The sequence below is a fragment of the Rhodococcus sp. NPDC057297 genome, from assembly GCF_042667435.1.
Classification (GTDB): Bacteria; Actinomycetota; Actinomycetes; order Mycobacteriales; family Mycobacteriaceae; genus Rhodococcoides.
In genome coordinates this window covers 308,526-334,244 of sequence record NZ_JBHUZE010000004.1, presented here as the reverse complement: position 1 = coordinate 334,244, position 25,719 = coordinate 308,526, and the positions used below count along the sequence as shown (strand labels likewise).

The window sequence follows — 25,719 nt, the reverse complement described above, 5'->3', positions numbered from 1 at the left end:
CTCCGGTCAGGAGGCACGTCATGCCGATGTTCGTCGTCGAGTACACGTACACGCCGGAAACGTCGGGCGGCCGAGACGACCACCGAACCGACCACCGGGCGTGGATCCACGAGATGGTTCGCCGAAAAACCATCAGGTCATCCGGGCCGCTGGCCGACCACAGCGGCGCAATGTTCATCGTCGAATGCCCCGACCGCGACGCAGTCGCCCGGTTGTTCGCGCACGACCCGTTCAACCGTGCCGGCTTGGTGGCCGACGTCCGGATCAGTCAGTGGGCGCCCACCGTCGGTGAACTCTCCGACTGACGCCGTCAGTTGGACCCGAGCCACCCGGCGATTCGGCGAGTCAGGTCCTCCGATGTGAGCCCGAGTTCGCGGTGGATCTGCTCCCGAGACGCGTGATCCAGGAAGCGCTGTGGAACTCCGATGTCGCGGCACGCGGTGTCCACGCCGACCGCACGGATAGCCGCGGACACAGTCGATCCGACGCCTCCGTGCACCCCCGAATCCTCGAGCGTCACGACGAGCTTGTACTCCTCGGCCAGTTTCAGCAGGGCCTCCGGGACCGGAAGCACCCACCGTGGATCGACGACCGTCACCGACACACCGTGCTCGGCCAGGGCGGTCGCGGTCTCGAGTGCCAGTCCTGCGAAGGCGCCGACGGCAACGATCAGGACGTCTCGGCCCGCAGAATCCGGCTCGGACAACACGTCGATGACGCCGTCGAGACGCCGGAGCGCCGGGATGTCCTCCGTCACGGCGCCTTTCGGGAACCTCAGCGCAGTAGGCCCGTCGTTCACCGCGAGCGCCTCCCCGAGTTCCTCACGGAGAGAGGCGCAGTCGCGCGGCGCGGCAACCCTCATACCGGGGACGATCCCGAGCAACGACATGTCCCACATGCCGTTGTGACTCGCGCCGTCGGCCCCGGTGACACCGGCACGGTCCAGAACGAGCGTGACCGGAAGATTCAGCAGCGCAACGTCCATCAGTAGTTGGTCGAAGGCGCGATTGAGGAATGTCGAGTACACGGCGACGACGGGGTGCAGGCCACCGAGCGCAAGGCCTGCAGCCGACGTCATTGCATGCTGTTCGGCGATCCCGACGTCGAACATACGGGTGGGGTACTTCTCCCCGAACGCCGCGAGGCCGGTGGGGCCTGCCATGGCCGCGGTGATCGCGACGATGTCCTCACGCTCGGCCGCACGGTCGATCAATTCGGCCGAGAACACGGACGTCCAGTCGGGAGCCGATTGCTTGCGGGCGAGCCCGGTCAACGGATCGATGACGCCGGTCGCGTGCATCTGGTCGGCGACGTTGTTCTCGGCGTGGGCGTATCCCATGCCCTTGCGAGTGACAGCGTGCACGATCACCGGACCGCCGTACGCCTTGGCTCTGCGCAGCGCGGACTCCATGGCCTGCTCGTCGTGACCGTCGACCGGTCCGAGGTACTTGATGCCGAGGTCGGTGAACAAGACCTGAGGGCTGATCGCGTCCTTGACGCCCGCCTTCATGCCGTGCAGCATCGCGTACGCCGTCTTCCCGAACAAAGGAATCCTGCGGACGATACGGCGTCCGTTGTCGAGAATGCGCTCGTAACCCGGTTGCAGACGTAGGGCTGCCAGATGTTCGGCCAGTCCACCGATGGTGGGCGCGTAGGAGCGACCGTTGTCGTTGACGACGATCACGAGAGAACGATCCTTGCCGGCCGCGATGTTGTTGAGTGCTTCCCAGCACATCCCGCCCGTCAACGCACCGTCACCGACGACGGCGACGACGTGGCGGTCGCTCTGACCGGTCAGCTCGAAAGCCTTGGCGAGCCCGTCCGCATAGGACAACGACGCGGACGCATGCGAGGACTCGACCCAGTCGTGTTCGCTCTCGGCGCGCGAGGGATACCCGGACAGTCCACCCTGCTTGCGAAGCGACGCGAACTCGGCGGTGCGGCCGGTGACCATCTTGTGCACGTACGCCTGATGGCCGGTGTCCCAGATGATCGGGTCACGCGGAGAATCGAACGTGCGGTGGACGGCCAACGTCAGCTCGACGACACCCAGGTTGGGACCCAGATGACCTCCTGTGGCCGACACCGTCTCGACGAGGAACTCACGGATCTCCTCGGCCAGATCCACCACCTCCGCCGGTGAAAGACGGCGCAGGTCCTCAGGCGACTGAACGCGCGCTAGAACACCCAACGAGATCGCTCCCTCCGGCCGGAAACTTCGGCAACACGTGCGGTACTTCGATGTCGATGGCTCGACACTTCTTCGATCAGAACAGTCTACGTAGCGAAACGTAGACGCCGTACCGACACCGTCGATGCCGTACCGCGACCACCGCCGAATCGTGTACCGACTCCGACAATACTGTGACCTTCGGGCAACACGACCATCACGTCCACGCGTCGATGATCACACCGAACACCGAGGTCGGAGCATAGGGTTGCCTCATGTCGAGCGTCGTGGATCAGATACTCCAGCACGTCTTCGACGCGTGCCGAGACGACACCTCGGGCAGCGTCGCCGATTACATCCCGGAACTCGCCGCGGTCGCGCCCGACGGATTCGGAATCGCCCTGGCGACGAGCGACGGATACGTGTACAAGGTGGGCGACACGTCGACGCCCTTCACGATCCAATCGATCTCCAAGCCCTTCACCTACGGACTGGCCCTTGCCGACCGGGGCGAGGACGCCGTCGCGCAGAAGATCGACATCGAGCCGTCGGGTGAACCGTTCAACGAGATCAGTCTCGATCCGATCACCGAACGCCCACGCAACCCGATGATCAACGCCGGAGCCATCACCTCGGCGTCGCTGATCGCCGGGAAGTCGGCGGCGGATCGTTTCGAACGAATCCGTCAGGCTTACTCCCGGTACGCCGGTCGCTCGCTGACATTCAACGAATCGGTGTATCTCTCCGAGGCCCGCACCGGCAACAGGAATCGTGCGATCGGGTACATGTTGCGCTCGTTCGACATCATCACCGACGATCCCGATGCCGCAGTGGATCTGTACTTCCGTCAGTGCTCGATAGACGTCACCGCGGTCGACCTCGCCATGATGGCGGCGACGATGGCGAACAACGGACTCAACCCACGCACCAAGGAACGTGCCCTCGCTCCGGCGCTCGTCGAACGTGTGTTGAGTGTGATGACGACGTGCGGAATGTACGACGGTGCGGGCGACTGGGTTGCGCGAGTGGGGATGCCCGCGAAGAGCGGGGTGGGTGGCGGCATTCTGGCCGTCCTGCCCGGTCAGATGGGAATTGCGGTCTACTCCCCCAGACTCGATCCGCACGGAAACAGCGTGCGCGGCGTCGCGGCGTGCCGCGAACTCTCGCGCAAGCTCGAACTGCATTTTCTCCATGTCACTCGTGCGGCCCGGTCCGCGATCCGCGGCAAGTACACCGTCGGTGAGGCCCCCTCACGGCGCCGACGAAGCGAGATCGAGCAAGCTGCACTCGCTCGGTTCGGCAGCCGCGCTCGGGTGTACGAGCTGCACGGAGATCTGTTGTTCTCCGGCGCGGAAACGGCAGTGCGCGAGATCGGCAATCTCGACGAACAGCTCGATGCGTTGGTCATCGACGTCCGCGGCGTCGACGAGGTCAGCGACGTGGCACGCGGAATGTTCGACAGAGTGCTTGCCCACTTGTCCAGCCGTGGTTGCCGAGCATCGCTCGTCGACCCTTCGGGAGTTCTCGGTCGCACGAGTTCCAGCATCGACCCCGGTGGCGCATCGGGACGCGTCTTCGCCGACCTGGGTTCCGCGATTCAGTGGGCCGAGGAAATTCTGCTCGACAAGTACTGCGTCGGACCTCGACAACCCGACCGCATAGCCCTGCGAGACCACCCGGTGCTCGACGGCTTGTCCCCGGCTGAATTCGCCGCTGTCGAACCCGCCTTCACCGTGCACACCTACGCCAGGGGAGACACCGTCGTGACGAGCGGACAACCGGCCGCCGGGCTGTTTCTCGTACTGGCCGGGCAAGTGTCGTCGTCGTTCACCTCACCGGGAGGTCGACATCACCGAATCTCGACGCTCTCTCCTGGGATGAGTTTCGGCGAGATGCCCCTTCTGGCCCGAACGAAGTTCCTACTCGATTTCCGGGCGGACACCCCGTTGTCGGTCGCCGTGATGTCGGTTCGAGATTTCGACGCGTTGTCCGTGTCTGCACCGTCGGTGAAACTGGAGCTCCTGACCACCCTCGCGACCGGTGCCTACATGCAGATGAACACCGCGATCAAATCTCTCGGGCAGTTCGATGTGGGGCGCTGAGGCCCCACATCGAACTCGATCGGCGTCAAGTGTCACGCGTCGAATGTCACGCGTCGAGTGTCACGCGTCGAGTGTCACCATCGTCAGAACCTCCGTCGGCTGCGGAGATCCGCCTGCGGGCTCGAGCGAGAACGCGAAGTTCGTTGCCGCGCCCATGCCGTCGATGACGGTGCCGTCGCTGTCGACCAACTGTTCGGCCGTCACCAGACCGACCGACCGAGGCGTGCCGTCGACGAACCACATCTGGTAGTCCTGGCCAGCCGCCGGTGCGGAAACGCCGTCGAGCGTGACGACGAGCGAACCCGACTCACGGGAGTAGGAGATGTTCGCCGTGCCGCCACCGGGGAACTCGGCAGTGGTCTCACGTGCGTCCGGCGCTGCCACGATCTGTTCCGCCTGGGTCGGTGCCGGATCGTTGCCCACAACCTGGGTGGCGACCACTCCGCCGCCGACTGCCACGACGACTGCTGCCGCGGCGGCGAGCATCGTGGTACGCCACCGACCCACCCCTGGGCCGTTCCGCCGGCTCCACTCCTGCTTGGCGCGCCGATCTCGGTGTCCGCGCAGCGTGGTCACCGTTGCGGGTGCGGGATCGGCGACATCCTGCGTGATGCGCGGAATTTCCTGCAGCACGCGGTCTCTCAGCTGCGCCGGGGGGTCCGCGGCATCCAGCACGGACACCAGCGCAAGAGTTTCCTGTATCTCGCCGACAAGGATGTTGAACTGCACACGGGCGGTGTCGTCCACCGCCGCACGGTCACGTTCGATGTCGGCTTCCTCGGCGGCGCTCACCGCGTGGAGGGCGTACACCTCGGCGGAGTCGAGCAGCCGCTGTCGCGTTGCTTCGCTCATGAGGGTGTCACCCCCAGACATGTCTTCAACTTGATCAGTCCGTCCCGTATTCGCGATTTGATCGTCGGAACCGCGACCCCGAGCCGCTCCGCCACTTCGCGGTATGTCCAACCGCTGTAATAAGCCATTCGTACCGACTCGCGTTGCGTATCGGTCAGTGTGTCGAGGCACGCAACCACGGCGTCGGATTCCAGTCGCTGGGTGACGGCCTCGAGGACCTCGTCGTGTTCCGGGGTGTGGCTGATCGCCCCGTACGCAGCTTCACGGTCGGTCCCGGACTGCTCGGACCGCACGCGGTCCACCGCCCGCCGGTGCGCCAACGTCATGATCCACGCCAGGGGGCTTCCCTGGTTCGGGTCGTAGTTGGGTGCCGACTTCCAGATCTGGAGGAACACCTCCTGCGTCGTCTCCTCGCTGTACCCCGGGTCGCGAAGGACACGCAGCACCATGCCGTAGACGCGTGCGCTGGTGGCGTCGTACAACTCGCCGAAGGCGCGCTGATCACCGCCGGCGACCGCGGCCATCAGCCGGCGGAGCCGCTCCATCTCGTCTGCTCGCAAGTTGCGCAACTGCGCACTGGGCACGGCACAGGCCGCACCTTGTTCTGCCGACGGGTCCTCTTCTGAATTCGGTGGCCCCTGGTACTGCGAGCCCGGCGTGGGGTCCGTGCTCACCGTGACGATGTCCCAACGAATTCGACTCTGATCGCGTTCATTGATCAAGAGAGTAGTGCTCATGTTGCTCTCACACCGAAACCTCCGCGTTTTCCCGCCGCACAACATATTCGGTACACCCTGCGCCGCGGATGGCTGCGCGGGATAATCGATTGCACTTCGAGGTCGATTCGGACAATCTTGGAGGAATGGGACACATGCCGGCGATCGAGACATCGGGCCTGATCAAACGCTTCGGCGACAACACTGCGGTGGACGGAATAGACCTGTCGGTTCCGAGTGGAGGTGTATACGGTGTCCTCGGCCCCAACGGAGCAGGCAAGACGACCACGATCCGAATGCTCGCGACACTTCTTCCGATCGACGGCGGGTCGGCTCGCGTACTGGGCCACGACGTCGCCTCCGAGGCGGACGCCATTCGAGGCAAGGTGTCACTGACCGGCCAGTTCGCATCGCTGGACGAGGATCTGACCGGTACCGAGAATCTGATCCTGCTGGCTCGGCTCTACGGATACTCGCGTTCGGCGGCGCGGTCCCGAGCGGACGAACTGCTCACCGCGTTCGGCATCGCCGACGCCGGGTCTCGCCAGGTGAAGACGTACTCGGGCGGTATGCGGCGTCGGATCGACATCGCTGCGAGCATCATCGTCACTCCCGAACTGATCTTCCTCGACGAGCCGACGACCGGCCTGGACCCTCGTAGCCGCAATCAGGTGTGGGACATCGTCCGCGCTCTCGTCGGTGGCGGTACGACGGTTCTGCTCACCACTCAGTACCTCGACGAAGCCGATCAACTGGCCGGACGGATCGCGGTCATCGACCGCGGCAAGGTCATCGCGGAAGGCACCACCGGCGAACTGAAGGCGTCGGTCGGCGCGGGCTCGCTGCACGTGCGAGTACTGGATCCCGCTCGACGGTCCGAAGCCGCAGCAATCCTTCGCACGATCCTGTCCGAGTCGGTGACCGAGGAAGCAGATCCGGTTGCACTGTCGGCTCGCCTGGACCGGACGTCCTCGGTGGCTGCCGCTCTGCCCGCGTTCGAGGACGCGGGAATCGCGGTGGCCTCGTTCGCCATCGGCCAACCCAGCCTCGACGAAGTGTTTCTCGCGCTGACCGGCCACCCCGCAGACGACGAGTCCGCCCGCACGAACGCCACCGAGAGAACAGAGACATCATCATGACAACGCTGTCGAAGGACGCGTCCGAGCAGGCCGCGGTCGCGGACGTACTACGAAGCGGCGCAACACGACCCCCGCGGCCGAACGCCGTCGCCAGCTCGCTGTCGTTCGGGTGGCGAGCGCTCCTCAAGATCAAGCACGTCCCCGAGCAACTGTTCGACGTGACGATGTTTCCGATCATGTTCACGTTGCTGTTCACGTACTTGTTCGGAGGCGCTCTCGCCGGATCCACCACCGCTTACATCCAGTTCCTGTTGCCGGGAATTCTGGTGCAGACCGTCGTGATGATCACGATGTACACGGGCGTGACGTTGAACAAGGACATCGAGAAGGGCGTGTTCGACCGGTTCCGATCACTACCCATCTGGCGCCCGTCACCGTTGGTGGGCGCGCTCCTCGGCGACGTCGTCCGCTACTCACTGGCGTCGGTCATCGTGCTGATCCTCGGTCTCGTCATCGGGTTCAGGCCCGACGGCGGTCTCCTCGGCGTCGTCGCCTCGATCGCACTGCTGTTGATCTTCTCGTTCTGTCTCTCGTGGGTGTGGACGATGATCGCGATGATCGTGCGCACCGAGGCCGCGGTCATGGGCGTGTCGATGTTCATCCTGTTTCCGTTGACATTCGCCAGCAACATCTTCGTCGACCCCCAGACCATGCCGGGGTGGCTCCGCGCGTTCGTCGAGGTCAATCCGGTCAGCTTCCTCGTCACGTCCATCCGGTCGTTGATGTCAGGGGAACCGGACGCCACCAAGCTCGCCGTCACTGCCGCGATGTGTGGCGGCTTCCTACTCGTGTTCGGGCCGATCACGATGCGTCTGTACAACCGCAAGACCTGATCTTCTCGTCACTCGGTGGCAGCCCTGGCTCGGTGCCGCCGTACGGCGTCGCGGTTGGAACACACAGTGCCGCAGTAGCGTTGCCTTCCGGTCCTCGACACGTCGGCGAACACACGTACGCAGTCCTCCGCCGCGCACCTGCCCAACCTGTTCATTCCACGCCCGGTCAGATGCAACGCCGTTCCGACGCTGACCAACGCCCGCACCACGGACCCGAGAGCGATGTTCGGGTCGCGGTAGTGCATGTGCCAGCCGTCGCCCGCATGGTTGGTCAGCCGCGGGTAGGCCGACGCCTGCGCGAGCAGGCCGTTGAGGACGTCCGCCCGAGCCTGTTCGGTATCGGCGTCGACGACCGTCTCCCACTCGCGGAGAAATGCAACGGTGGCGGTGACGTCCGCGTCGGTCGCCGGTGCGTCGAGAACGAGTCCTGCCTCGACGCACCGGCGACCGAGCTCGTCCGCCGACATCGGCGGCGAATTGAGCAATTCGACTCCGAGTTGAACCGCATACGTTCCGTAAGGGTTGATATGCACAAGACCATTACAGCACAGTCGTGGGTATGAGCGCACACATCCACACCTGGACCACCGAAAGCAGCCACAACACCAGCGAAGGCACCGTCACCTACCAGCGGTGCACCTGCGGCTCCCAGCGCATCCGCGCCCCGAAACACGCCGCAACCACATCCGTCGCCGTCGTGGAAACTCGGTGACCGAGCATGTACCCGTCAGCGTTCGGCCCTCTCCGCGATCATCGGAACGACAGTGTCGAGGGCGTACGTCGCCGACAGAATCGAATTGGTCGAGTAGGACTTGGCCACGTCGGGATCGTCGAACACCAGTGACCGTCCGTCCCGGACTGCAGGGATCTGTTGGAACAGAGGATTACTCGTCACGTCGTCGGCCGATCGCTGTACCGGGAAGATCACCACGACGTCCGCATCGAGCGTGTTCAGTTCCTCTTCCGATACGGGCACCGAGAATCCGGTCGAGCCGGTTCTTGTCGCCGTCAACGCGTCGATGGCGGGGCTCGATACGAAACCGAGCTTCTTCATGAACACGACTCGCGTGCTGTCGGAGATGTACGCCCCGTATCCGGTTCCGCTGAAGGCTCCGACAGTGATGGTCTTGCCCTCGAACTCCGGATGCTCCGCCGCTGCGGTCCGGAACCGACCGTCCAGGTCGGCCAACAGCTGGGCGCCCTTCTCCGATTCACCCAACGCCGCCGACACCATGGTCACCTGTTGCTCGACGGTGGTCAGGTAGTTGTCCGCGCCGTCGGGCAGAGCCACCGTCGGCGCGATCTGTGTCAACTTGTCGTACCGTTCCTGATCCCCCGAACTCTTGGTGTCCAGGATCAGGTCGGGTTCCAGAGCCGCAACCGCCTCGTAGGACGGTTCCTGGGTGCCGATGATCTCAGGGGGACTGTCGTACAGGCCGTCGGCCCACGGGCCCACGCCGTCGCCTCCGAACGCCAGCCAATCGCTCGCGCCCACCGGCTGTACGCCGAGTGCGAGCGCGGTTTCCGCGTCGGCCCATCCCAGGGCGACGACACGCTGCGGGCGCTCGGGCACGGTGACGTCACCGAACTTGGTGTCGATCGACACTGGAAACGCATTGTCGGCGCCCGCAGCTGCGGGGGTGGCCGTCGATTCGTCTGCAGTCGACGAACAGGACACGACCAGGCCGGCGACAGCGGCGACGGCGAGGATCGACACGGTACGGACGAGACGGAAACGAGGGAAGGGCGATTTCACTCGGCTCAATCTACCGAGCCCACGACCTCTACGGTGTGCCACCTTCTCGCACGAGCAGTCCGATGCACTCCACGTGATGACTCAGGGGAAAAGCGTCGAATGCACGCACCTGTTCGAGTCGATATCCGGCGTCGACGAACAGCCGGGCATCGCGGGCGAAGGACGCGGGGTCGCAGCCGATGTGCACCACGCGTCCGGGTGCCGACGCCGCGACTGCTGCCACGACCTCTTTGCCTGCTCCCGATCGAGGTGGGTCGAGCACGACGACGTTCGGCGCGGGAAGCGCACGGACGGTGCGTTCGACTCGTCCGGGCACGAATCGCACCTGCTCGAGATCGGCGAGCGCACGGGCGCCGTCGGCCGACGCCTTACGCGAGAACTCGACACTGACGACCTGGCCGGTGGCGCCGACTCCTGTCGCCAGGCTCGACGCGAACACGCCGACTCCCCCGTACAGGTCCCACGCGACCTCACCGGGCCTGGCGTCGGCCCACTCGGTCACCACGTCGGAGTAGATCTGCGCGGCGCCTCGGTGTGCCTGCCAGAATCCGGTTGCGTCCAGTTCCCAGTCACGCCCCGACACCGATTCGCGTACTCGTCCGCTACCGACGACGGCCCGCTCCGGACGCGGGGCCGACGATGCGGCCCGTCGAGCAGATGCACCGCGTCGACCGGGTGATCGGCGACCCGTGCGCGACACCGATGCTGGTGAGATCTCGACGACGTGCCGCTCTCCCGAGCTGCCGACGGCAACCACCAGCTCCGAGCCCGGGCGCCATGTCGAATCGGCGAGACCGTCGAAGGCGCCTGCGACGACCTGCGGACAGCTCAGTGCCGGCACGACGGTGGCGCTGCGGTATCGATGGAAGCCTGCGCGGCCACCCGCGTCGACGGCCAATCGGACACGACTCCGCCAGCCGGTGCCGTCGCCGGTGTTCGGCAGTTCCTCGACGGTGACCTCTCGGTCGAGACCGCCGATCCGACGAAGTTGTTCCTCCACCACTACCGATTTCATGGCCCGCGACGCGGACTGGTTCACGTGGGAGCAATCGCAGCATCCCGAGCCGCCGGGACCGGAGATGGGGCACAGTGGAGTGATGCGATCGGCCGACGGGGCAATTATCTCGACGGCGTCAGCGCGGCAGTACGACCCACCCCGATCCTCGGTGACCTTCGCTCGCACGATCTCCCCGGGCAGGCCGTGTCGAACGAACATGACGCGTCCGTCGTGCCTGGCCACGCAGAACCCTCCGTGCCCGGGCGCACCGAGAGTGACCTCGATCGTCGACCCGAACCAACTGTCGGTCATCGCCCGGTTCCGCTCGGGGGTTCGTAGCCTCGGCGGGACGCACCGGGCGCGTTCTCGATGCTCTCGCGCTTCGCTTTCGCCGACGACTGCAGCTGCCAGGGAACGCTCGTCACCATCACTCCCGGTTGGAACAGCAACCGACTCTTGAGGCGCAGTGCGCTCTGGTTGTGCAGAATCTGCTCCCACCAGTGCCCGACGACGTATTCCGGTATGAAGACCGTGACCACGTCGCGCGGCGAGTCGCGTCGTACGCGTTTGACGTAGTCGAGGACCGGCTTGGTGATTTCCCGGTACGGGGATTCGACCACCTTGAGCGGCACGGTGACATCGCTGTCCTCCCACTCCTTGACCAGTTGGCGGGTGTCCGGCTCGTCGACGTTGACGGTGATCGCTTCGAGTGTGTCCGGGCGGGTCGCGCGGGCGTACGCCAACGCGCGAAGGGTCGGCATGTGCAGCTTGGACACCAGCACGATCGAATGCGTGCGGCTGGGCAGCACGCCATCCCATTCCTCGTCCTCGAGTTCACGGGCGACCGTGTCGTAGTGCTTGCGGATCAGGCTCATCAGACCGAACGCCGCGAACATGGCGACGATGGCGATCCATGCACCGGCCGCGAACTTGGTGATGAGCACGATGACGAGGACCGTGGCGGTGAGCCCGAGTCCGACACCGTTGACGATGCGTGAGCGAAACATTCGGCGACGCTGTTCGGGATCCTGTTCCACACGCAGCAACCGCGTCCAGTGCCGGATCATGCCGGTTTGGCTCAGGGTGAAGGACACGAACACACCGACGATGTAGAGCTGGATGAGCTTGGTCACTTCGGCGTCGAACACGACGACGAACGCGATCGCGGCGGCGGACAGGAAGAGAATTCCGTTGCTGAACGCAAGGCGGTCACCACGGGTGTGGAACTGGCGCGGGAGATACCGGTCCTGGGCGAGAACCGAACCGAGCACCGGAAATCCGTTGAACGCGGTGTTGGCGGCGAGGACGAGAATGAGTGCGGTCACGACGGTGATGAAGAAGAACCCGATCGGGAACCCGTGGAAGACCGCCTCGGCGAGTTGCGCGATGAGTGTCTTCTGCTGGTAGCCGTCCGGCGCTCCTACCAGCTGTTCGCTCGGCTCGAGCGCGTACTTGATGCCGATCTTCTCGGCCAGAAGGATGATTCCCATCAACAGCGTGATGCCGATGCCACCGAGCATGAGCAACGTCGTCGCCGCGTTGCGTGACTTCGGCTTACGGAAGGCCGGCACACCGTTGCTGATCGCTTCGACTCCGGTGAGCGCCGCGCAGCCCGACGAGAAGGCTCGGGCTATCAGGAACGCGAACGCGATGCCGTAGAGGTGGGAATCCTCGGCTTTCAGCTCGAAGCCCGACGACTCGGCGTGCAGTTCGTCTCCGAGCACGTAGACGCGGAACAGGCCCCACCCGAGCATCACGAACATTCCGATCATGAATGCATAGACCGGCACGGCGAACGCAGCTCCGGACTCGCGGATGCCGCGCAGATTGATCGACGTGATCAGCACGATCGCCAGGACCGCGAACAGAACCTTGTGCTGAGCTACGAACGGGATGGCGGATCCGATGTTCGACGCTGCTGCCGACACCGACACTGCAACCGTCAGCACGTAGTCGACGAGCAGCGCGCTTCCCACCGTGAGTCCGGCGGTCGGTCCGAGATTGACCGTCGCGACCTCGTAGTCGCCGCCGCCCGACGGATAGGCATGCACGTTCTGTCGATAGCTCGCGACGACGACGGCCATGACGACGCACACCGCGAGCCCGATCCACGGAGTGAAGGCGTACGCGGAGATGCCGGCGACCGACAGTACGAGGAAGATCTCCTCCGGTGCGTACGCCACCGACGACATGGCGTCTGAAGCGAACACCGGCAGCGCGATCCTCTTGGGGAGCAAGGTGTGACCGAGCTTGTCGCTTCGGAACGGTCTACCGAGCACGAGCCGCTTCGCGGCGGTCGAGAGCTTGGACACCGTGAAAGCGTAAGCCGTCCGAATCGAATCACGACATCGGTGCACCCGAACTCGCCGAATTGCTCGACACGCAACCCGATTTGTCCAACTCGGCGACGGCCGATGCATCCCGACGCTCGATCCGTGCGTCCCCGACCGTTACGTTGGTGCAGAGCGAGCGCCGAGAAGAAGAATCCGAATGGAGTTGGATCTGTGTACGTAGTGGTGATGGGATGCGGGCGGGTGGGCGCGTCGCTGGCCGGTGCTCTGCAGAGAATCGGCCACGAGGTGGCCGTCATCGACCGTGACGAGACGGCGTTTCTCAGACTCGATCCCGCGTTCGACGGCCACCGAGTCATCGGAATGGGCTTCGACCGCGACGTTCTGACGAAGGCAGGCATCGAGAAGGCCGAGGCGTTCGCCGCAGTGTCGTCCGGCGACAACTCGAACATCATCTCCGCGCGCGTGGCTCGTGAGACGTTCGGTGTCGAGCGGGTCGTCGCACGGATCTACGACGCCAAGCGCGCCGCGGTGTACGAGCGGCTCGGGATCCCGACGGTGGCCACCGTCCCGTGGGCGACCGACCGTTTCCTGCACAACCTCCTGCGGGACGACCCGACGACGAAATGGCGTGACCCGTCGGGCAACGTCGCCGTCGTGCTTCTCGATTTCCACGAGGGGTGGATCGGGAGGAAAGTATCCGTACTCGAGGAGTCGACGAGGTCGCGGGCTGCGTTCATCATCCGGTTCGGCACCGGGCTGCTGCCGGACAAGAAAACCGTCATCCAGTCCGACGACGAGATCTACGTGGCCGCGGTGTCCGGCACGGTCGCCGAAGCCATCGCGCTCGCGTCCAATCCCCCACCGTCCGACGACTGACGCCTCGCCCGACATTCGCCCTCGACACGAAACTGAGGACACCATGAGAGTTGCCATCGCCGGTGCCGGAGCTGTCGGCAGATCCATTGCTCGCGAACTCATTCGCGGCGAGCACAGCGTCATGCTCCTCGAACGCAAACTCGATCACCTCGACCGCGACGCGATTCCCGAGGCGGAATGGGTTCTCGCCGACGCCTGTGAACTGGCACTGCTCGAGGCCTCCCACCTCGAGCAGTACGACGTGGTCATCGCGGCAACGGGCGACGACAAGGCCAACCTCGTCCTGAGCCTGCTGGCGAAGACGGAGTTCGGCGTCAATCGTGTTGTCGCACGGGTCAACGATCCTCGTAACGAATGGCTGTTCGACGCATCGTGGGGCGTGGACGTCGCGGTGTCGACGCCCCGAATGCTGGCGTCGCTGGTCGAGGAAGCGGTGTCGGTGGGCGATCTCGTTCACCTGATGACATTCCGAAAAGGTCAGGCGAACCTGGTGGAGGTCACGCTTCCGGAAAACACGGCGCTCGCCGGCAAGCCGGTCCGCAAGCTGTCGCTGCCCCGTGACGCCGCTTTGGTGACCATTCTGCGCGGCGGTCGAGTCATCGTTCCGCAGCAGGACGATCCGCTCGAAGGAGGGGACGAGTTGCTGTTCGTCGCCTCGAAAGAAGTCGAGGACGAACTACGCGCAGCCGTCGGCCTGTCCAAGTTGGGGTGACGCGCCACTCCCGCTGAGTTACTTGATCTCTCGGTGCTCGGCGGACTCGTTGTCGAGCGCATTGTCGGCGCGCCGCACGGCCCAGAAGGTCACCAGTAGCGCGACGCCTGTCAGCGGCCATCCCATGCCGATACGGGCGGCGGCGAGCCACCCCGTCTGGTCGGCGTCGTAGAGCTGCGACTGCACGACATACCGTGCGCCGAACACCACCGCCCAGGCGAACGTCGCGATGTCGTACGAGACGACGGCACGACTGCTGCGACGCCACGCGGTGCCCTTGCCGTTCAGATACCCCCAGACGACACCGACGAGCGGCCACCGGACGATCATCGACAGCACGAATGCACCCGCGTAGGCAAGGGAAGTGTAGATGCCGAACAGGAAGTAGCCCTTGGCATCTCCGGTGCGGTACGCGATGAACGCACAGATACCGACTCCGAAGAACCCGGAAATCGCCGGCTGAACCGGCGCCTTCGTGACCAGTCGCCACACCATGACGGCGAGTGCAACACCGAGCGCCGTCCAGATGGCGACCGTCAGGTCGAAGAAACTGTTGGCCGGGACGAAGGCGATGACGGGCAGCGTGGACGCCACCACGCCGCTCAGCCCACCCATCTGTTCAAGGATGGTCTGCTTGCGTTCCTCGGCCTCTGGCCTGTCGCTCTCGGTCACGATGTCGAGGGTGCCACACCGTCACCTGCGGACGGCGGCAAGGGCGTCAGGAGTCGTCGCGCAGTTCGTAGTACGGGTTGTAGACGATCTTCCGGCCGTCGCGAACCCCTACTCTGCCCCGAATCAGCACGGTCTTGCCCGGCTCGATTCCCGGGATCTTGCGACGGCCGATCCACACGAGCGTCACCGGGTCGGTTCCGTCGAAGAACTCCGCTTCGATGTTGGCGTTCGCGGCCTTGGAGCAGGCCTCCACACTGCGCAGACGTCCGAGCATGGTGACTTCGTCACCGCGGGAACAGTCACACGCGCGTTGAGCGCCGGATGCCTCCGCCGACTCCGCCATCTCCTGTGCGTCGAGGCTGTCGACGTCCTCGGTCAATTTCCGGGTGAGTTTGCGGAAATACCCTGCGGCAGCGGGTGCCATGGTGCGCTCCTGAAAGCATCTGCGAAGTTGTGCCACGTCATGCGGCGTGGCTCCTGGCCACTGTAACCCCGGCGCGACGGTTAAGTCCAAGCGCGCGGTGCCGTGTTCGGACTCCTGACTCGTGCAGCACCCTCGGTCGTCGACAACGCCGGACGGACGTGGACAATTCCGAGTCATGGATACCTGGCCCGCGCACGCCGTCGTCCTGCCCGGCACCGGCTCCGACGCTGCGTTCGCCGCCGAGGCGTTCGCGGACGCACTCGCCTTGGCAGGGACGCACACCACCGCCGTCGAACCGGACCCGACGCGGGTAGTCGAGTCGTACGAAAACGCCCTCGAACTGGCCGCCCTCCAGCACGGCCCCATCATCGTCGGAGGCGTGTCGATCGGGGCGGCAGTGGCCGCGGCGTGGGCTCTCCGCAATCCCGAGCACGTCTTCGGAATCCTGGCGGCGCTACCTCCGTGGCTCGGTTCGGCGCACGGCGCACCCGCGGCTCTCAGCGCGGTGTACACCGCGACAGCGCTGCGGAGGGACGGGCTCGGCGCTGTCGTCGACGCCATGGCGGCCACCTCTCCTGCCTGGCTCGCATCGACGCTGCGCCGGTCGTGGACTTCGCAGTGGCCGGATCTTCCGTCGGCCCTCGACGAGGCTGCTGCCTACACGGCCCCGGAGCTCTCCGAACTCGCCCGATCGACAACGAGAACATCCATCGTGGCGGCCGTCGACGATCCAGTTCATCCACACGACGTGGCGATCGCCTGGCACGGCACCATCGCCCGATCCTCGCTGGCGACGGTCACGCTGGCCGAGATCGGTGAGGATCCGTCCATTCTCGGTCGACGTGCGGTGGAGGGGCTGTCGACCATCGGCGTGTGAGCCGCTCCACCGACCGTTCCGTCAACCCAACTGCTGCATCGCGGATCCGGAGGTACCGCGCCGGGGACCTTCCGTCGGACCGACGGGGTTCGGCGGCCCAGCCTGCGGCGCTGCCTGACCCCCAGCTTGCTGCGCTCCGGCTTGCTGCGCGCCGGCTTGCTGTGCTCCGGCTTGCTGTGCAGCGGCCTGTTGCTGTTGTTGAGCGGCAGCCAACTGCGCCAGCAGAGCCTGCGGGAGAACGACCGGGAGGGGTGTACGGACCGGATGGGGATCGCTGCCTCGGTCGACGACCGTCTGCGACAGCACGTCGCGAGCGATCGCCACGAGTGGCGAATCGGCACCGACAGCGCCCGACGGGCCTGCGAGCACGCAACGAACCATCCACCGGTACCCGTCGACGCCGATGAAACGCAGGTCCGCGTTCGCCGTGACGCCGTGTAGTTCCCGCCCCCACGGCCCGGTTTCGACGGAGACCTCCGACTGATCACCTCGCAACGAACCCGCGAGGTCCGCGGCAACCTCGCGCCACTGGCCTGGCGACTTCGGGGCGGCGTACGCCGCGATGGTGATGCGGCCGTACTGGGTGACCACGTGGACGGCCTGCGGCGCACCGGCCTGCGTCATCTCCACCTGAAGTTGCCCGCCGGCAGGAAGCGGCAGCAGAACCGAACCGAGGTCCAACCGAGTCGCTGCCAGGGTCTCGCGGTCCTCGTCGAGCTCATCGAGGTCGAACGGACCCTGATCGGCGGCACGATCCTGTGGATCGAGTGCGTCGTCGGTATCCCGACCGGTGGAGCCGATCTGCGCTTCGTCTGCCCCTTGGGCGTCCTCGTTGGGGGCACCCGCTGCGTCTGCGTCCTTCTTGCGACGTCCGAACATGATCAGCTCACTCCCTCTCGACTCGATGTGTCTGCCGCCGGCACGGAGGTCGTCAGACTGGAATGACCACCACTCGACCCGTAGCCTCCGTCACCTCTGCTGGTCTCGTCGAGAGACTCGACCTCGGTGAACGTGACCAGTTCTACGCGCTGAACCAGCAACTGGGCGATGCGATCGCCGCGAACCAGGTCGATCGCATCGCGCGGATCCATGTTCACCAGGCAGACCTTGATTTCGCCTCGATAACCGGCATCGATGGTGCCCGGCGCATTGACGATGGACAGCCCCGACCGTGCAGCCAGACCCGAACGGGGATGGACGAGACCGACAGTGCCGAACGGGAGTGCAACCGCGATTCCGGTACCGACGACCACACGCTCCCCCGGCGCGATCGAGGTGTCTGCGGTGATGTGCAGATCGACCCCCGCATCGCCTGCGTGCGCGCGGACCGGAAGAGGTAACTCTTTGTCCAGACGGATTACTCGGACCGCGCCGAGGGGCGCATCCGCCGACATCGCGGCACCGAACGTGCCGTCACTGCTGAAATCGTCACTCACGTGCACTGAGACTACGCGCCGACCCACGACCGAACGCGGCCTCGTACGTGTTCCGGCGACAACTTTCCCGAGTGGAGCACCGACCGCTTGCCGTGCAGGCGCCAGCTACTCTGGAGTACGTGTCACAGAACTCTCGCCGCGACCTGCATCCCGACGCTTCGCCCGACCGCGGAGACGGTCGGCGCGTGGTGCACTCCGAGAAACTATGGGTACCGCTGTGGTGGTGGCCGGTTGCCATGGCCGTCGGGGTCCTACTGGCTGCCGAGGTACACATGGGCGCCCCAGGACTGAGGGCCTGGCTCCCCTACGTATTGGTCCTACCGTTCCCGATCTGGGCTCTGATCTGGCTCAGCCGCATGCGAGTCGAGGTCGAGAAGGACGCAGCAGGCGACGGTGAGCTCCGCGTCGGCAAGGCGCATCTACCTCTCGACGTGATCGCACGCGCAGCCGTCGTGCCCGCGACAGCAAAAAGTGCGGCATTGGGAAGGCAGTTGGATCCTCTTGCCTTCGTTCAACACCGCACTTGGGTCAAACAGATGGTTCTCGTCGTTCTCGATGATCCGGACGATCCCACACCCTATTGGTTGGTCAGTACCTCACGCCCCGACGCGTTGGTATCGGCTCTGACGCGGCCCACCCCCGGAGATCACGCCTGAGCGCTCTCGGCCGCATCGTCTGCACCACCTGATCTGTGTGACCTTGTCGGTCGGCGTGGTTCAGCTAGGTCGTTCGATTCCCGTCGACCGAAATCACGCCGCGCAATCGCGGCAGACGAGAACGCCGTTGGCGTCGCTCGCCAGCCTGCTCCGGTGGTGTACCAGGAAGCAGCTCGAACAAGTGAATTCGTCTGCCTGCTTCGGAACCACCCGTACCGACAGCTCTTCGCCGGACAGATCGGCACCCGGGAGTTCGAACGACTCCGCTGTGTCCGACTCGTCCACGTCGACCACCGCGGACTGCGCCTCGTTGCGACGTGCCTTCAGCTCCTCGAGCGAATCCTCCGACACATCGTCGGATTCTGTTCTTCTCGGTGCGTCGTAGTCGGTTGCCATTGTCTTCTGTTACCCCTCGTCCTCGTGCGTGTTGTGCGGGTGGACACGTGCCGATCGTTGCCTTCGGCCTGCTCCCGAGCCGCCTCCACCGTGTCTGATTCTCTGCGGCTGTTCTCTTCATTTGTGGGTGCTGCTCGCCAAGACATGCAGGCCGAACACCGCTGGTACTGCTCTACAACGGACGACCTCGATGCAAGGTGCCCGAGAAACTACCCGGGTAATGCCCGAACGTCCCAGGTTGAAACACGATCGAGACATCGACACAGCGCTGCCGTCCACCACGGTGACTGCTCGGAATTCTCAGCACCGGGGCCGCCAGACAATAGCCGAAGCGAATGACATAGACGAAACCGCCTCACCGTCTGCCTCCACAATCACCTGACAAACCCCTTGAACACCTCGGACACGCCGGGCATTCCATGCCTGCGAAGGGCCATTCTCTCGGGTGAGCACTACAGTGGGCTGGCGCGCGCAAGCATCGGTCCGAACCATCGTTGCCCGCGCGTTCGATCCTCGCGAACGAAAGGCGCATCGACACCGTGGTTTCTCTGATCACCGAGGGCTCATCGTTCGACGATCGTGGGCGACCCTTCCGGCGACGCCGAGCACTGCCGATCGTCGCGGTGCTCGCAGTATTGGCACTTCTCGGCGTGTTCACGTGGATCCGTGTGTTCACCTCCGGTGAGACGGTCGCGGCCACCGTCGAGTGCAACGAACCGTCGACGGCCCCTGCCGACGACGGAACGGTGCCTGTTGCACTGGGTGAGCGGGTCGATCGCGAGACGCTCCTGGACACCGAACCTGCAGCCCTGTCCGCCACCAAGGTCCGAGTGTTCAACGCGAACGGCGAGCGCGGGCAGGCCGCGACCGTCGCCGCCGACCTGAGCGAATACGGATTCGCAAGTGCACCGGACGTACAGGTCGGCAACGACCCCGTATACGTCGATCAGAACATGCAGTGCCAGGGCCAGATTCGGTTCGGCGAGAACGGGAAAGCGGCGGCCAGTGCTGTATGGCTGGCGGCCCCCTGCGCGGAACTCATCCAGGACACACGCGCCGACGACACCGTCGATCTCGCGCTCGGAACGTACTTCAAGAATTTGCAGCCCAACGACGACGCCGAGTCGGTACTACAGTCGCTGGCCGGGGTGACGCAGGGCTCCACCCCTGCGCCTCTGGACATCAGCCTGCTCGAAGCGGCGCGCACCGCACGCTGCTGAGCCGGATCCGCTCGGTCGTCGGCGACCGAGCGGATCTCGACTGCAGCAGTAACTTTCACCGCTCGGTCCGCCGAAGATCAGGCGTCGGCGGCGCCGGAGATCGCCTCCAGCGCGCCCACGTCGTCGAGCGTCGCCACGAATTCTCGTGCGATTCCCGGTGCGACGGCAACGGTCACGGCACCGTCGAGTGATGTCGACGTCGGGTCGGGCGCGATGACCGTCGCGCCCGCTTCTTCGGCGATGAGCGATCCTGCGGCCCAGTCCCACGGGCTCAGACCATGTTCGAAATGAGCATCCACGGCACCCGAGGCGACCATGCACAGATCCAGCGCAGCCGATCCGACGCGGCGAATGTCGCGGACACGCGGGAGTAACTCAGCGATGATCGCGCCCTGCACCCGTCGCCTGGCCGCACCGTAGCCGAAACCTGTTGCGACGAGCGCCAATGCGACGTCCGAGGTGGGGTTGCACTCGAGCTGCTCCACCGTGCCGTCCGAATACTCCGCCGTGGCGCCGTGGCCCCGTGATGCGCTGTAGAGAACGTCACGGGCGACGTCGACGACGACCCCTACGACGCTCACACCGTCGATCTGGACGGCGACGGACACCGAGTAGGCGGGTAGGCCGTAGAGGAAGTTGACGGTCCCGTCGATGGGATCGAGCACCCACCGGACACCTGCCACCGACTCGGACTGGCCACCGCCTTCCTCGCCGAGAATGGTGTCGGCAGGCCGCGACTCGGCGAGCAGAGACCGCAGGAGCTGTTCCGTCTCGGTGTCGACGACGGTGACGGGATCGGTGGGAGTGCTTTTCGTGTGGACGGAGTGTCCGGAGTCGGACGTCTCCGCGGGCGCGCCGGGCCCGAACACCTGCGGACGCCGAGTCCGAACATGCGCCGCCGCTGCGCGGGCCACATCACGCGCCACCGTCGACAGTGCATTCAGATCCTCCTCCGACACGCGGGGGTCGGGTACCCGAGGGGTGGGCGCAGCGGACGTCGAGGTCGGGTGGAAAGCGTCATCGGATGCAGTCGGCACGGAACCCATCGGATCACAGTGTGCGGGAATCGCACCACTCGGTCGTCGGTGCGGACTGCGTCACACCCGCCGAATCACCGTCGCGGCACTATTGTCGAAGCACGCAGCTTGGCTACGCTTTTCACCGCACGTGCACGAGTAGATGCCCCGATGATCAGGAGTGAACTCCACATGACTCAGTCAGGCCCGCACCTTCAGTCCGACCCTGCGATCCAGCCCGGATCCGTCACTACGCCGACGGACGCGCGGCAGCGGCAGGGTTTCGGCGTCGACGTAGGCGGCAGTGGCATCAAGGGCGGAATCGTCGATCTCGTCACCGGCGAACTGGTCGGCGATCGGTACAAGATCGAGACGCCGCAACCGTCGACGCCGGAGGCAGTGGCCGAGGTCGTGGCCCGCATCGCCGCTCACTTCGAGTGGACCGGCCCCGTGGGCGTCACACTGCCTGCCGTCGTGACCGGAGGGATAGCACGATCCGCAGCAAACATCGACAAATCGTGGATCGACACCGACGCGAAGTCGCTGTTCGCGTCGGCTTTGGGGCACAGCAACGTGGTCGTGTTGAACGACGCAGACGCCGCGGGTGTCGCCGAGGATCGATACGGCGCAGGCAAGGACAAGAACGGCGTCGTGATTCTGCTGACCTTCGGCACGGGCATCGGCTCCGCAGTTCTGCACAACGGGGTACTCCTGCCGAACACCGAGTTCGGTCACCTCGAGGTCGACGGCAAGGAGGCCGAGCATCGAGCGGCGTCGTCCGTGAAGGAGAACAAGGACCTGTCCTACAAGGAGTGGGCGAAGGAAGTGTCGAAGGTTCTCGAGACCTTCGAAGCTCTGCTGTGGCCGGATCTGTTCATCGCCGGAGGCGGAATCAGCCGCAAGAGCGAGAAGTGGATTCCGCACTTGACCAACAGAACGCCCGTGGTGGCGGCCACTTTGTTGAACACCGCTGGAATCGTCGGCGCAGCTCTCGCGGCCGACACAGCAGCCGATACGGCACTGGCTCGGTAACAAACTCCCGACGGGTCGTTACAATGGTTGATGCCGGTCTGCACGCCGGCACAATCGACAAGACCTCTCCGCCGGAAACCACTCTGGCGTGACGCCGCACGACACCGTCACGAAAGGGCGTACGTGGCAGCCACCGATATCCGTCAGACCGTAGATTCAGCAACAGAGTCTGCGAACCCTGCACCTGCTGCGGAGGCACCGAACGGCACCGTCAGAGAGGGCGCCGTCGCTTCCGCGACTGCAGCCCCTGCAGAAGCGGCACCGGCAACCAAGGCTCCGGCCAAGAAAGCCGCGGCGAAGAAGGCACCCGCGAAGCGCGCGGCCGCCAAGAAGGCTCCGGCGAAGAAGGCCGCAGCCAAGAAGGCAGGCGACGCAGCACCGGCCGCCGACGGGGACGACGATGCTCCCGGCATCGATGACATCGATATCTCCGACGGCGACATCGCTGCGGCCGCCAACGACGTTGTCGAGGTCGTGGCAGCGGGAGACGACGCCGACGACGACGCCACCTCCGAGCCGACCGCCGAGGACAAGGCGTCCGGCGACTTCGTCTGGGACGAGGAAGAGTCCGAGGCGCTTCGCCAGGCCCGTAAGGACGCGGAGCTCACCGCGTCGGCAGATTCCGTTCGCGCCTACCTCAAGCAGATCGGCAAGGTCGCTCTCCTCAACGCGGAGGAGGAGGTCGAGCTCGCCAAGCGCATCGAGGCAGGCTTGTTCGCTACCGAGAAGATGCGCGAGTTCGCCGAGAAGGGCGAGAAGCTCCCGGTCGCTGCACGTCGCGATTTCACATGGATCTGCCGAGACGGTAACCGCGCCAAGAATCACTTGCTCGAAGCCAACCTTCGCCTGGTGGTGTCGCTTGCCAAGCGCTACACCGGTCGCGGAATGGCGTTCCTGGATCTGATCCAGGAAGGAAACTTGGGCTTGATCCGTGCCGTCGAGAAGTTCGATTACACGAAGGGCTACAAGTTCTCCACCTACGCGACGTGGTGGATCCGTCAGGCCATCACTCGGGCCATGGCCGACCAGGCACGCACCATCCGTATTCCGGTGCACATGGTGGAAGTCATCAACAAGCTCGGCCGTATCCAGCGTGAGCTGCTCCAGGACCTGGGTCGCGAGCCCACTCCGGAAGAGCTCGCCAAGGAAATGGACATCACGCCGGAGAAAGTGCTGGAGATCCAGCAGTACGCGCGTGAACCCATCTCGCTCGATCAGACGATCGGTGACGAGGGCGACAGCCAGCTCGGTGACTTCATCGAGGACTCCGAGGCTGTCGTGGCCGTCGACGCGGTGTCGTTCACCCTGCTTCAGGACCAGCTGCAGTCCGTGCTCGAGACCCTGTCCGAGCGCGAAGCCGGTGTCGTTCGGCTCCGTTTCGGTCTGACCGACGGTCAGCCCCGCACGCTCGACGAAATCGGTCAGGTCTACGGCGTCACTCGTGAACGGATCCGCCAGATCGAGTCGAAGACGATGTCGAAGCTCCGTCACCCGTCGCGGTCGCAGGTTCTCCGCGACTACCTCGACTGACAGTCCGCCTTCGACGAAGCCGCCGTTCCCCGGTTCGGGAGCGGCGGCTTCGTCATGTCCCCGGTCGACCGAAGGTCACTCCTTCGTCGGACGTGGATGCGCGGTGAATGTGCTGTGATGGTGTGATGCTTCGCTGGTCGGAACTGTCTGCGACGGGTAGAGACGTGGTCGTCGTGGCGGCGTACCTGTCGGTGGGCATCGTCCTGTATTCGGCGAACATCTTCAGCTTCCTTCCGGCCGAGGACCCCCCTGCACTGTGGGTCAGGTTCGGCATACTCGCACTGCTGTGCGTGTGCACGCTCTGTAGACGGCGTGCACCCGTTCTCGCGCTCGGCGCCGCCGCGGTTCCATTCACGCTGGATCTGCTCGCGGGAGCGTCCCTGCCGATCTGGCTGATCATGACCGACCTCGTGTACTGCGTCGCGCTCTACGGCAGCAGGCGCCAGGCGGTGTGGATCATCCGCATGTCCGTGCTTCTGACCGTGGTGGTGTGCACCGTCGTCTTCGTCGTCACGAAGGACTGGCGTGAGGTCGTCATCGCGTTGGGCGGTGCTGCAGTGTTCCTCGGCACTCCGCTCGGGTGGGCGTTGAACATCCGTCAGCACAAGGAGATCGCGCACAGTGAACGCGAGCGAGCCGAGGCCGTGTCCGTCATCGCGGAGCTGGACCGACGTGCTGCAATCGACGCGGAACGCTCGCGCATGGCCCGTGATCTCCACGACGTCGTCGCCGGTCACCTGTCGGCGATCGCGATCCAGTCCGAGGCAGCGCTGCGCATCGCCGCCGCTGGACGCAGCGCCGACTCTCCGCCCTCGGCGGCCGACCGTGTTACGGACGTCGTGTCGTCCATCCGGTCCAACAGCACCGATGCGTTGACCGAGATGCGAGCGATGATCGGACTGCTGCGACACGGAGGTGGAGGTGTGGACGAGACCCGCTCCCCCGGGCGGATTGCCGAGTTGGGGAGGCTCGTTGCCTCCGCAGGCGCAAGTGGTACCGAGGTCACTGTCAGTGGCGACTTCGCACCCGGAGCACCGTCGGCACGGTTCGTTCCGGCGGCGGTCGATCACGCCGCGTTTCGGATCGTCCAGGAAGCGTTGACGAACGCGGTGGTTCATTCGCCGGGTCAACCGGTCGAGCTCGTCCTCAGGTGCGACGACGACCGCCTCGGAATCGAAGTCGTCAATACGCTGCCCTCCACGGCCGAATCGTCGGCGCACACGACCGGACACACAGGAGCGGGACTGACCAACATGACACAACGTGCCGAACTTCTCGGCGGCGCTTTCCATGCCGGATCGGACGGCGGGAGATGGATCGTCGAAGCCGTTCTGCCCCTGTCGACCACGCCCGAGACGTCGACACCGTGATCCGAGTACTGATCGCCGACGACCATGCCGCGATTCGCTCGGGCCTGGCGATGATCGTGGGTTCAGCGCCCGGGTACACGGTGGTCGGCGAGGCCGTCGACGGCCAGGACGCGGTCGACCAGGCACGAGCGCACTCACCGGATGTCGTGCTGATGGACGTTCGGATGCCGGGTCTCGACGGCATCGAGGCAACCGCTGCCGTCGTCGGGAACGAACTCGCCCGTGTTCTCATCCTGACGACGTTCGACATCGACGACTACGTGTTCCGTGCTCTGGAGGCGGGCGCGTCGGGCTTCGTTCTGAAATCGGTGTCCGCCGACGCGTTGCTCGACGCCATCGCGGCCGTTCACGCCGGCGACGGCGTGCTGGCGCCCGAAGTCACTCGTAGGGTGATCGACGCGTTCGCGGCGGGCGGCCGCGACATTTCGAAGGTCGGACCTCCTGGGCTGGCCGACCTGACCGATCGCGAACACGATGTCCTTCGGTGCCTCGGCGACGGGATGTCCAACGCGGCGATCGCCCGTGAGCTCTTCATCGGGGAGACCACCGTCAAGACGCACGTGTCGAGAGTGCTCACCAAGTTGGGAGTCACCTCGCGCGTACAGGCTGCGATCCTCGCCCGGTCACAACCGCGCTGACCGGC

Annotated in this window: 27 protein-coding genes; 14 read left to right on the top strand and 13 right to left on the bottom strand. The window is 65.2% G+C overall.

Going from position 1 to position 25,719, the window contains the following annotated elements:
* Positions 1-20 precede the first annotated feature (20 nt).
* Positions 21-305, top strand: coding sequence for a YciI family protein (locus tag ACFULT_RS15005; RefSeq protein ID WP_378481808.1), 285 nt, complete (start codon positions 21-23; stop codon positions 303-305).
* 5 nt (positions 306-310) lie between these two features.
* Here the strand turns inward: ACFULT_RS15005 and dxs are convergent, their stop codons facing one another.
* On the bottom strand, positions 311-2,191 hold the full coding sequence (dxs, locus tag ACFULT_RS15000; RefSeq protein WP_037113048.1) for a 1-deoxy-D-xylulose-5-phosphate synthase: 1,881 nt from the start codon (positions 2,189-2,191) through the stop codon (positions 311-313).
* Positions 2,192-2,445: 254 nt separating this feature from the next.
* On the opposite strand from dxs, the gene glsA reads away from it, so the two are divergent.
* Positions 2,446-4,272, top strand: a complete 1,827-nt coding sequence (glsA, locus tag ACFULT_RS14995) for a glutaminase A (protein WP_378481807.1) — start codon at positions 2,446-2,448, stop codon at positions 4,270-4,272.
* Between the two features lie 60 nt (positions 4,273-4,332).
* Here the strand turns inward: glsA and ACFULT_RS14990 are convergent, their stop codons facing one another.
* Both ACFULT_RS14990 and ACFULT_RS14985 read right to left on the bottom strand, forming a co-directional pair.
* Positions 4,333-5,124, bottom strand: a complete 792-nt coding sequence (locus ACFULT_RS14990; RefSeq protein ID WP_378481806.1) for an anti-sigma factor domain-containing protein — start codon at positions 5,122-5,124, stop codon at positions 4,333-4,335.
* Positions 5,121-5,861, bottom strand: coding sequence for a sigma-70 family RNA polymerase sigma factor (locus ACFULT_RS14985; protein ID WP_037113042.1), 741 nt, complete (start codon positions 5,859-5,861; stop codon positions 5,121-5,123). The genes ACFULT_RS14990 and ACFULT_RS14985 overlap by 4 nt, the downstream gene beginning before the upstream one ends.
* A 125-nt stretch (positions 5,862-5,986) precedes the next feature.
* On the opposite strand from ACFULT_RS14985, the gene ACFULT_RS14980 reads away from it, so the two are divergent.
* Both ACFULT_RS14980 and ACFULT_RS14975 read left to right on the top strand, forming a co-directional pair.
* Positions 5,987-6,979 (top strand): ATP-binding cassette domain-containing protein, encoded by a 993-nt coding sequence (locus ACFULT_RS14980; protein WP_378481805.1) that lies wholly within the window; start codon positions 5,987-5,989, stop codon positions 6,977-6,979.
* Complete coding sequence (locus tag ACFULT_RS14975; protein ID WP_019664037.1) at positions 6,976-7,812, top strand: ABC transporter permease; 837 nt, start codon at positions 6,976-6,978, stop codon at positions 7,810-7,812. The genes ACFULT_RS14980 and ACFULT_RS14975 overlap by 4 nt, the downstream gene beginning before the upstream one ends.
* Before the next feature lie 8 nt (positions 7,813-7,820).
* Here ACFULT_RS14975 and ACFULT_RS14970 read toward each other — a convergent pair whose 3' ends face one another.
* Complete coding sequence (locus tag ACFULT_RS14970) at positions 7,821-8,345, bottom strand: CGNR zinc finger domain-containing protein (protein ID WP_037113040.1); 525 nt, start codon at positions 8,343-8,345, stop codon at positions 7,821-7,823.
* A gap of 26 nt (positions 8,346-8,371) precedes the next feature.
* Here ACFULT_RS14970 and ACFULT_RS14965 point away from each other — a divergent pair, with 26 nt between their 5' ends.
* Positions 8,372-8,524 (top strand): hypothetical protein, encoded by a 153-nt coding sequence (locus ACFULT_RS14965; protein WP_170945345.1) that lies wholly within the window; start codon positions 8,372-8,374, stop codon positions 8,522-8,524.
* Positions 8,525-8,539: 15 nt separating this feature from the next.
* Here ACFULT_RS14965 and ACFULT_RS14960 read toward each other — a convergent pair whose 3' ends face one another.
* The 3 genes from ACFULT_RS14960 to ACFULT_RS14950 form a co-directional block, all read right to left on the bottom strand.
* Positions 8,540-9,529, bottom strand: a complete 990-nt coding sequence (locus ACFULT_RS14960; protein WP_037113401.1) for an iron-siderophore ABC transporter substrate-binding protein — start codon at positions 9,527-9,529, stop codon at positions 8,540-8,542.
* Between the two features lie 67 nt (positions 9,530-9,596).
* Positions 9,597-10,877, bottom strand: a complete 1,281-nt coding sequence (locus ACFULT_RS14955; RefSeq protein WP_378481804.1) for a class I SAM-dependent RNA methyltransferase — start codon at positions 10,875-10,877, stop codon at positions 9,597-9,599.
* Positions 10,874-12,877 carry an APC family permease gene (locus ACFULT_RS14950; protein WP_378481803.1) on the bottom strand — a complete coding sequence of 668 codons (2,004 nt, stop codon included), beginning with the start codon at positions 12,875-12,877 and terminating at the stop codon, positions 10,874-10,876. Before ACFULT_RS14950 ends, ACFULT_RS14955 begins: the two co-directional genes overlap by 4 nt.
* A 192-nt stretch (positions 12,878-13,069) precedes the next feature.
* Here ACFULT_RS14950 and ACFULT_RS14945 point away from each other — a divergent pair, with 192 nt between their 5' ends.
* The gene (locus ACFULT_RS14945) at positions 13,070-13,735 is read left to right on the top strand and encodes a TrkA family potassium uptake protein (protein ID WP_026347596.1); all 666 of its coding nucleotides are present in this window, start codon (positions 13,070-13,072) and stop codon (positions 13,733-13,735) included.
* A 43-nt stretch (positions 13,736-13,778) separates the two neighbouring features.
* Positions 13,779-14,447, top strand: coding sequence for a TrkA family potassium uptake protein (locus ACFULT_RS14940; protein WP_037113036.1), 669 nt, complete (start codon positions 13,779-13,781; stop codon positions 14,445-14,447).
* An 18-nt stretch (positions 14,448-14,465) separates the two neighbouring features.
* Here the strand turns inward: ACFULT_RS14940 and ACFULT_RS14935 are convergent, their stop codons facing one another.
* Positions 14,466-15,062: a DUF3159 domain-containing protein gene (locus tag ACFULT_RS14935; RefSeq protein ID WP_378481907.1), complete on the bottom strand. Its 597-nt coding sequence runs from the start codon at positions 15,060-15,062 to the stop codon at positions 14,466-14,468.
* A 103-nt stretch (positions 15,063-15,165) separates the two neighbouring features.
* Positions 15,166-15,543, bottom strand: a complete 378-nt coding sequence (locus ACFULT_RS14930; protein ID WP_037113035.1) for an OB-fold nucleic acid binding domain-containing protein — start codon at positions 15,541-15,543, stop codon at positions 15,166-15,168.
* A 175-nt stretch (positions 15,544-15,718) separates the two neighbouring features.
* Between ACFULT_RS14930 and ACFULT_RS14925 the strand changes: the two genes are divergently transcribed.
* Positions 15,719-16,420, top strand: a complete 702-nt coding sequence (locus ACFULT_RS14925) for an alpha/beta hydrolase (protein WP_378481802.1) — start codon at positions 15,719-15,721, stop codon at positions 16,418-16,420.
* Between the two features lie 21 nt (positions 16,421-16,441).
* Here ACFULT_RS14925 and ACFULT_RS14920 read toward each other — a convergent pair whose 3' ends face one another.
* A complete protein-coding gene (locus ACFULT_RS14920) occupies positions 16,442-17,299 on the bottom strand; it encodes a DUF3710 domain-containing protein (RefSeq protein ID WP_378481801.1) in 858 nt (285 codons plus the stop codon).
* 2 nt (positions 17,300-17,301) lie between these two features.
* Entirely contained in the window at positions 17,302-17,814 is a 513-nt protein-coding gene (gene dut, locus ACFULT_RS14915; RefSeq protein ID WP_170945370.1) for a dUTP diphosphatase, read from the bottom strand.
* Positions 17,815-18,041: 227 nt separating this feature from the next.
* Here dut and ACFULT_RS14910 point away from each other — a divergent pair, with 227 nt between their 5' ends.
* On the top strand, positions 18,042-18,512 hold the full coding sequence (locus tag ACFULT_RS14910) for a DUF3093 domain-containing protein (RefSeq protein WP_378481906.1): 471 nt from the start codon (positions 18,042-18,044) through the stop codon (positions 18,510-18,512).
* 93 nt (positions 18,513-18,605) lie between these two features.
* Here ACFULT_RS14910 and ACFULT_RS14905 read toward each other — a convergent pair whose 3' ends face one another.
* Complete coding sequence (locus ACFULT_RS14905; protein WP_019664051.1) at positions 18,606-18,908, bottom strand: DUF4193 domain-containing protein; 303 nt, start codon at positions 18,906-18,908, stop codon at positions 18,606-18,608.
* Between the two features lie 539 nt (positions 18,909-19,447).
* Between ACFULT_RS14905 and cei the strand changes: the two genes are divergently transcribed.
* The gene (gene cei, locus ACFULT_RS14900; protein WP_037113397.1) at positions 19,448-20,128 is read left to right on the top strand and encodes an envelope integrity protein Cei; all 681 of its coding nucleotides are present in this window, start codon (positions 19,448-19,450) and stop codon (positions 20,126-20,128) included.
* 77 nt (positions 20,129-20,205) lie between these two features.
* Here cei and ACFULT_RS14895 read toward each other — a convergent pair whose 3' ends face one another.
* The gene (locus ACFULT_RS14895) at positions 20,206-21,174 is read right to left on the bottom strand and encodes an inositol monophosphatase family protein (RefSeq protein WP_241483917.1); all 969 of its coding nucleotides are present in this window, start codon (positions 21,172-21,174) and stop codon (positions 20,206-20,208) included.
* Between the two features lie 162 nt (positions 21,175-21,336).
* On the opposite strand from ACFULT_RS14895, the gene ppgK reads away from it, so the two are divergent.
* The 4 genes from ppgK to ACFULT_RS14875 all read left to right on the top strand — a co-directional run bounded on the left by ppgK (position 21,337) and on the right by ACFULT_RS14875 (position 25,714).
* A complete protein-coding gene (ppgK, locus tag ACFULT_RS14890) occupies positions 21,337-22,176 on the top strand; it encodes a polyphosphate--glucose phosphotransferase (protein WP_037113030.1) in 840 nt (279 codons plus the stop codon).
* 123 nt (positions 22,177-22,299) lie between these two features.
* On the top strand, positions 22,300-23,706 hold the full coding sequence (locus ACFULT_RS14885; protein ID WP_037113029.1) for an RNA polymerase sigma factor: 1,407 nt from the start codon (positions 22,300-22,302) through the stop codon (positions 23,704-23,706).
* 125 nt (positions 23,707-23,831) lie between these two features.
* Entirely contained in the window at positions 23,832-25,076 is a 1,245-nt protein-coding gene (locus ACFULT_RS14880; protein ID WP_378481905.1) for a sensor histidine kinase, read from the top strand.
* The gene (locus ACFULT_RS14875; protein ID WP_094721730.1) at positions 25,073-25,714 is read left to right on the top strand and encodes a response regulator transcription factor; all 642 of its coding nucleotides are present in this window, start codon (positions 25,073-25,075) and stop codon (positions 25,712-25,714) included. The genes ACFULT_RS14880 and ACFULT_RS14875 overlap by 4 nt, the downstream gene beginning before the upstream one ends.
* The last annotated feature ends 5 nt before the right edge of the window (positions 25,715-25,719 follow it).

What these genes read in the sequence shown, in the direction of transcription:
- ACFULT_RS15005 (WP_378481808.1), top strand. Translation starts at nt 21, where the DNA reads ATGCCGATGTTCGTCGTCGAGTACACGTACACGCCGGAAACGTCGGGC.
- glsA (WP_378481807.1), top strand. Translation starts at nt 2,446, where the DNA reads ATGTCGAGCGTCGTGGATCAGATACTCCAGCACGTCTTCGACGCGTGC.
- ACFULT_RS14990 (WP_378481806.1), bottom strand. Translation starts at nt 5,124, where the DNA reads ATGAGCGAAGCAACGCGACAGCGGCTGCTCGACTCCGCCGAGGTGTAC.
- ACFULT_RS14985 (WP_037113042.1), bottom strand. Translation starts at nt 5,861, where the DNA reads ATGAGCACTACTCTCTTGATCAATGAACGCGATCAGAGTCGAATTCGT.
- ACFULT_RS14980 (WP_378481805.1), top strand. Translation starts at nt 5,987, where the DNA reads ATGGGACACATGCCGGCGATCGAGACATCGGGCCTGATCAAACGCTTC.
- ACFULT_RS14975 (WP_019664037.1), top strand. Translation starts at nt 6,976, where the DNA reads ATGACAACGCTGTCGAAGGACGCGTCCGAGCAGGCCGCGGTCGCGGAC.
- ACFULT_RS14965 (WP_170945345.1), top strand. Translation starts at nt 8,372, where the DNA reads ATGAGCGCACACATCCACACCTGGACCACCGAAAGCAGCCACAACACC.
- ACFULT_RS14955 (WP_378481804.1), bottom strand. Translation starts at nt 10,877, where the DNA reads ATGACCGACAGTTGGTTCGGGTCGACGATCGAGGTCACTCTCGGTGCG.
- ACFULT_RS14940 (WP_037113036.1), top strand. Translation starts at nt 13,779, where the DNA reads ATGAGAGTTGCCATCGCCGGTGCCGGAGCTGTCGGCAGATCCATTGCT.
- ACFULT_RS14935 (WP_378481907.1), bottom strand. Translation starts at nt 15,062, where the DNA reads ATGGGTGGGCTGAGCGGCGTGGTGGCGTCCACGCTGCCCGTCATCGCC.
- ACFULT_RS14930 (WP_037113035.1), bottom strand. Translation starts at nt 15,543, where the DNA reads ATGGCACCCGCTGCCGCAGGGTATTTCCGCAAACTCACCCGGAAATTG.
- ACFULT_RS14925 (WP_378481802.1), top strand. Translation starts at nt 15,719, where the DNA reads ATGGATACCTGGCCCGCGCACGCCGTCGTCCTGCCCGGCACCGGCTCC.
- ACFULT_RS14920 (WP_378481801.1), bottom strand. Translation starts at nt 17,299, where the DNA reads ATGTTCGGACGTCGCAAGAAGGACGCAGACGCAGCGGGTGCCCCCAAC.
- dut (WP_170945370.1), bottom strand. Translation starts at nt 17,814, where the DNA reads ATGTCGGCGGATGCGCCCCTCGGCGCGGTCCGAGTAATCCGTCTGGAC.
- ACFULT_RS14905 (WP_019664051.1), bottom strand. Translation starts at nt 18,908, where the DNA reads ATGGCAACCGACTACGACGCACCGAGAAGAACAGAATCCGACGATGTG.
- ACFULT_RS14895 (WP_241483917.1), bottom strand. Translation starts at nt 21,174, where the DNA reads ATGGGTTCCGTGCCGACTGCATCCGATGACGCTTTCCACCCGACCTCG.
- ppgK (WP_037113030.1), top strand. Translation starts at nt 21,337, where the DNA reads ATGACTCAGTCAGGCCCGCACCTTCAGTCCGACCCTGCGATCCAGCCC.
- ACFULT_RS14880 (WP_378481905.1), top strand. Translation starts at nt 23,832, where the DNA reads ATGCTTCGCTGGTCGGAACTGTCTGCGACGGGTAGAGACGTGGTCGTC.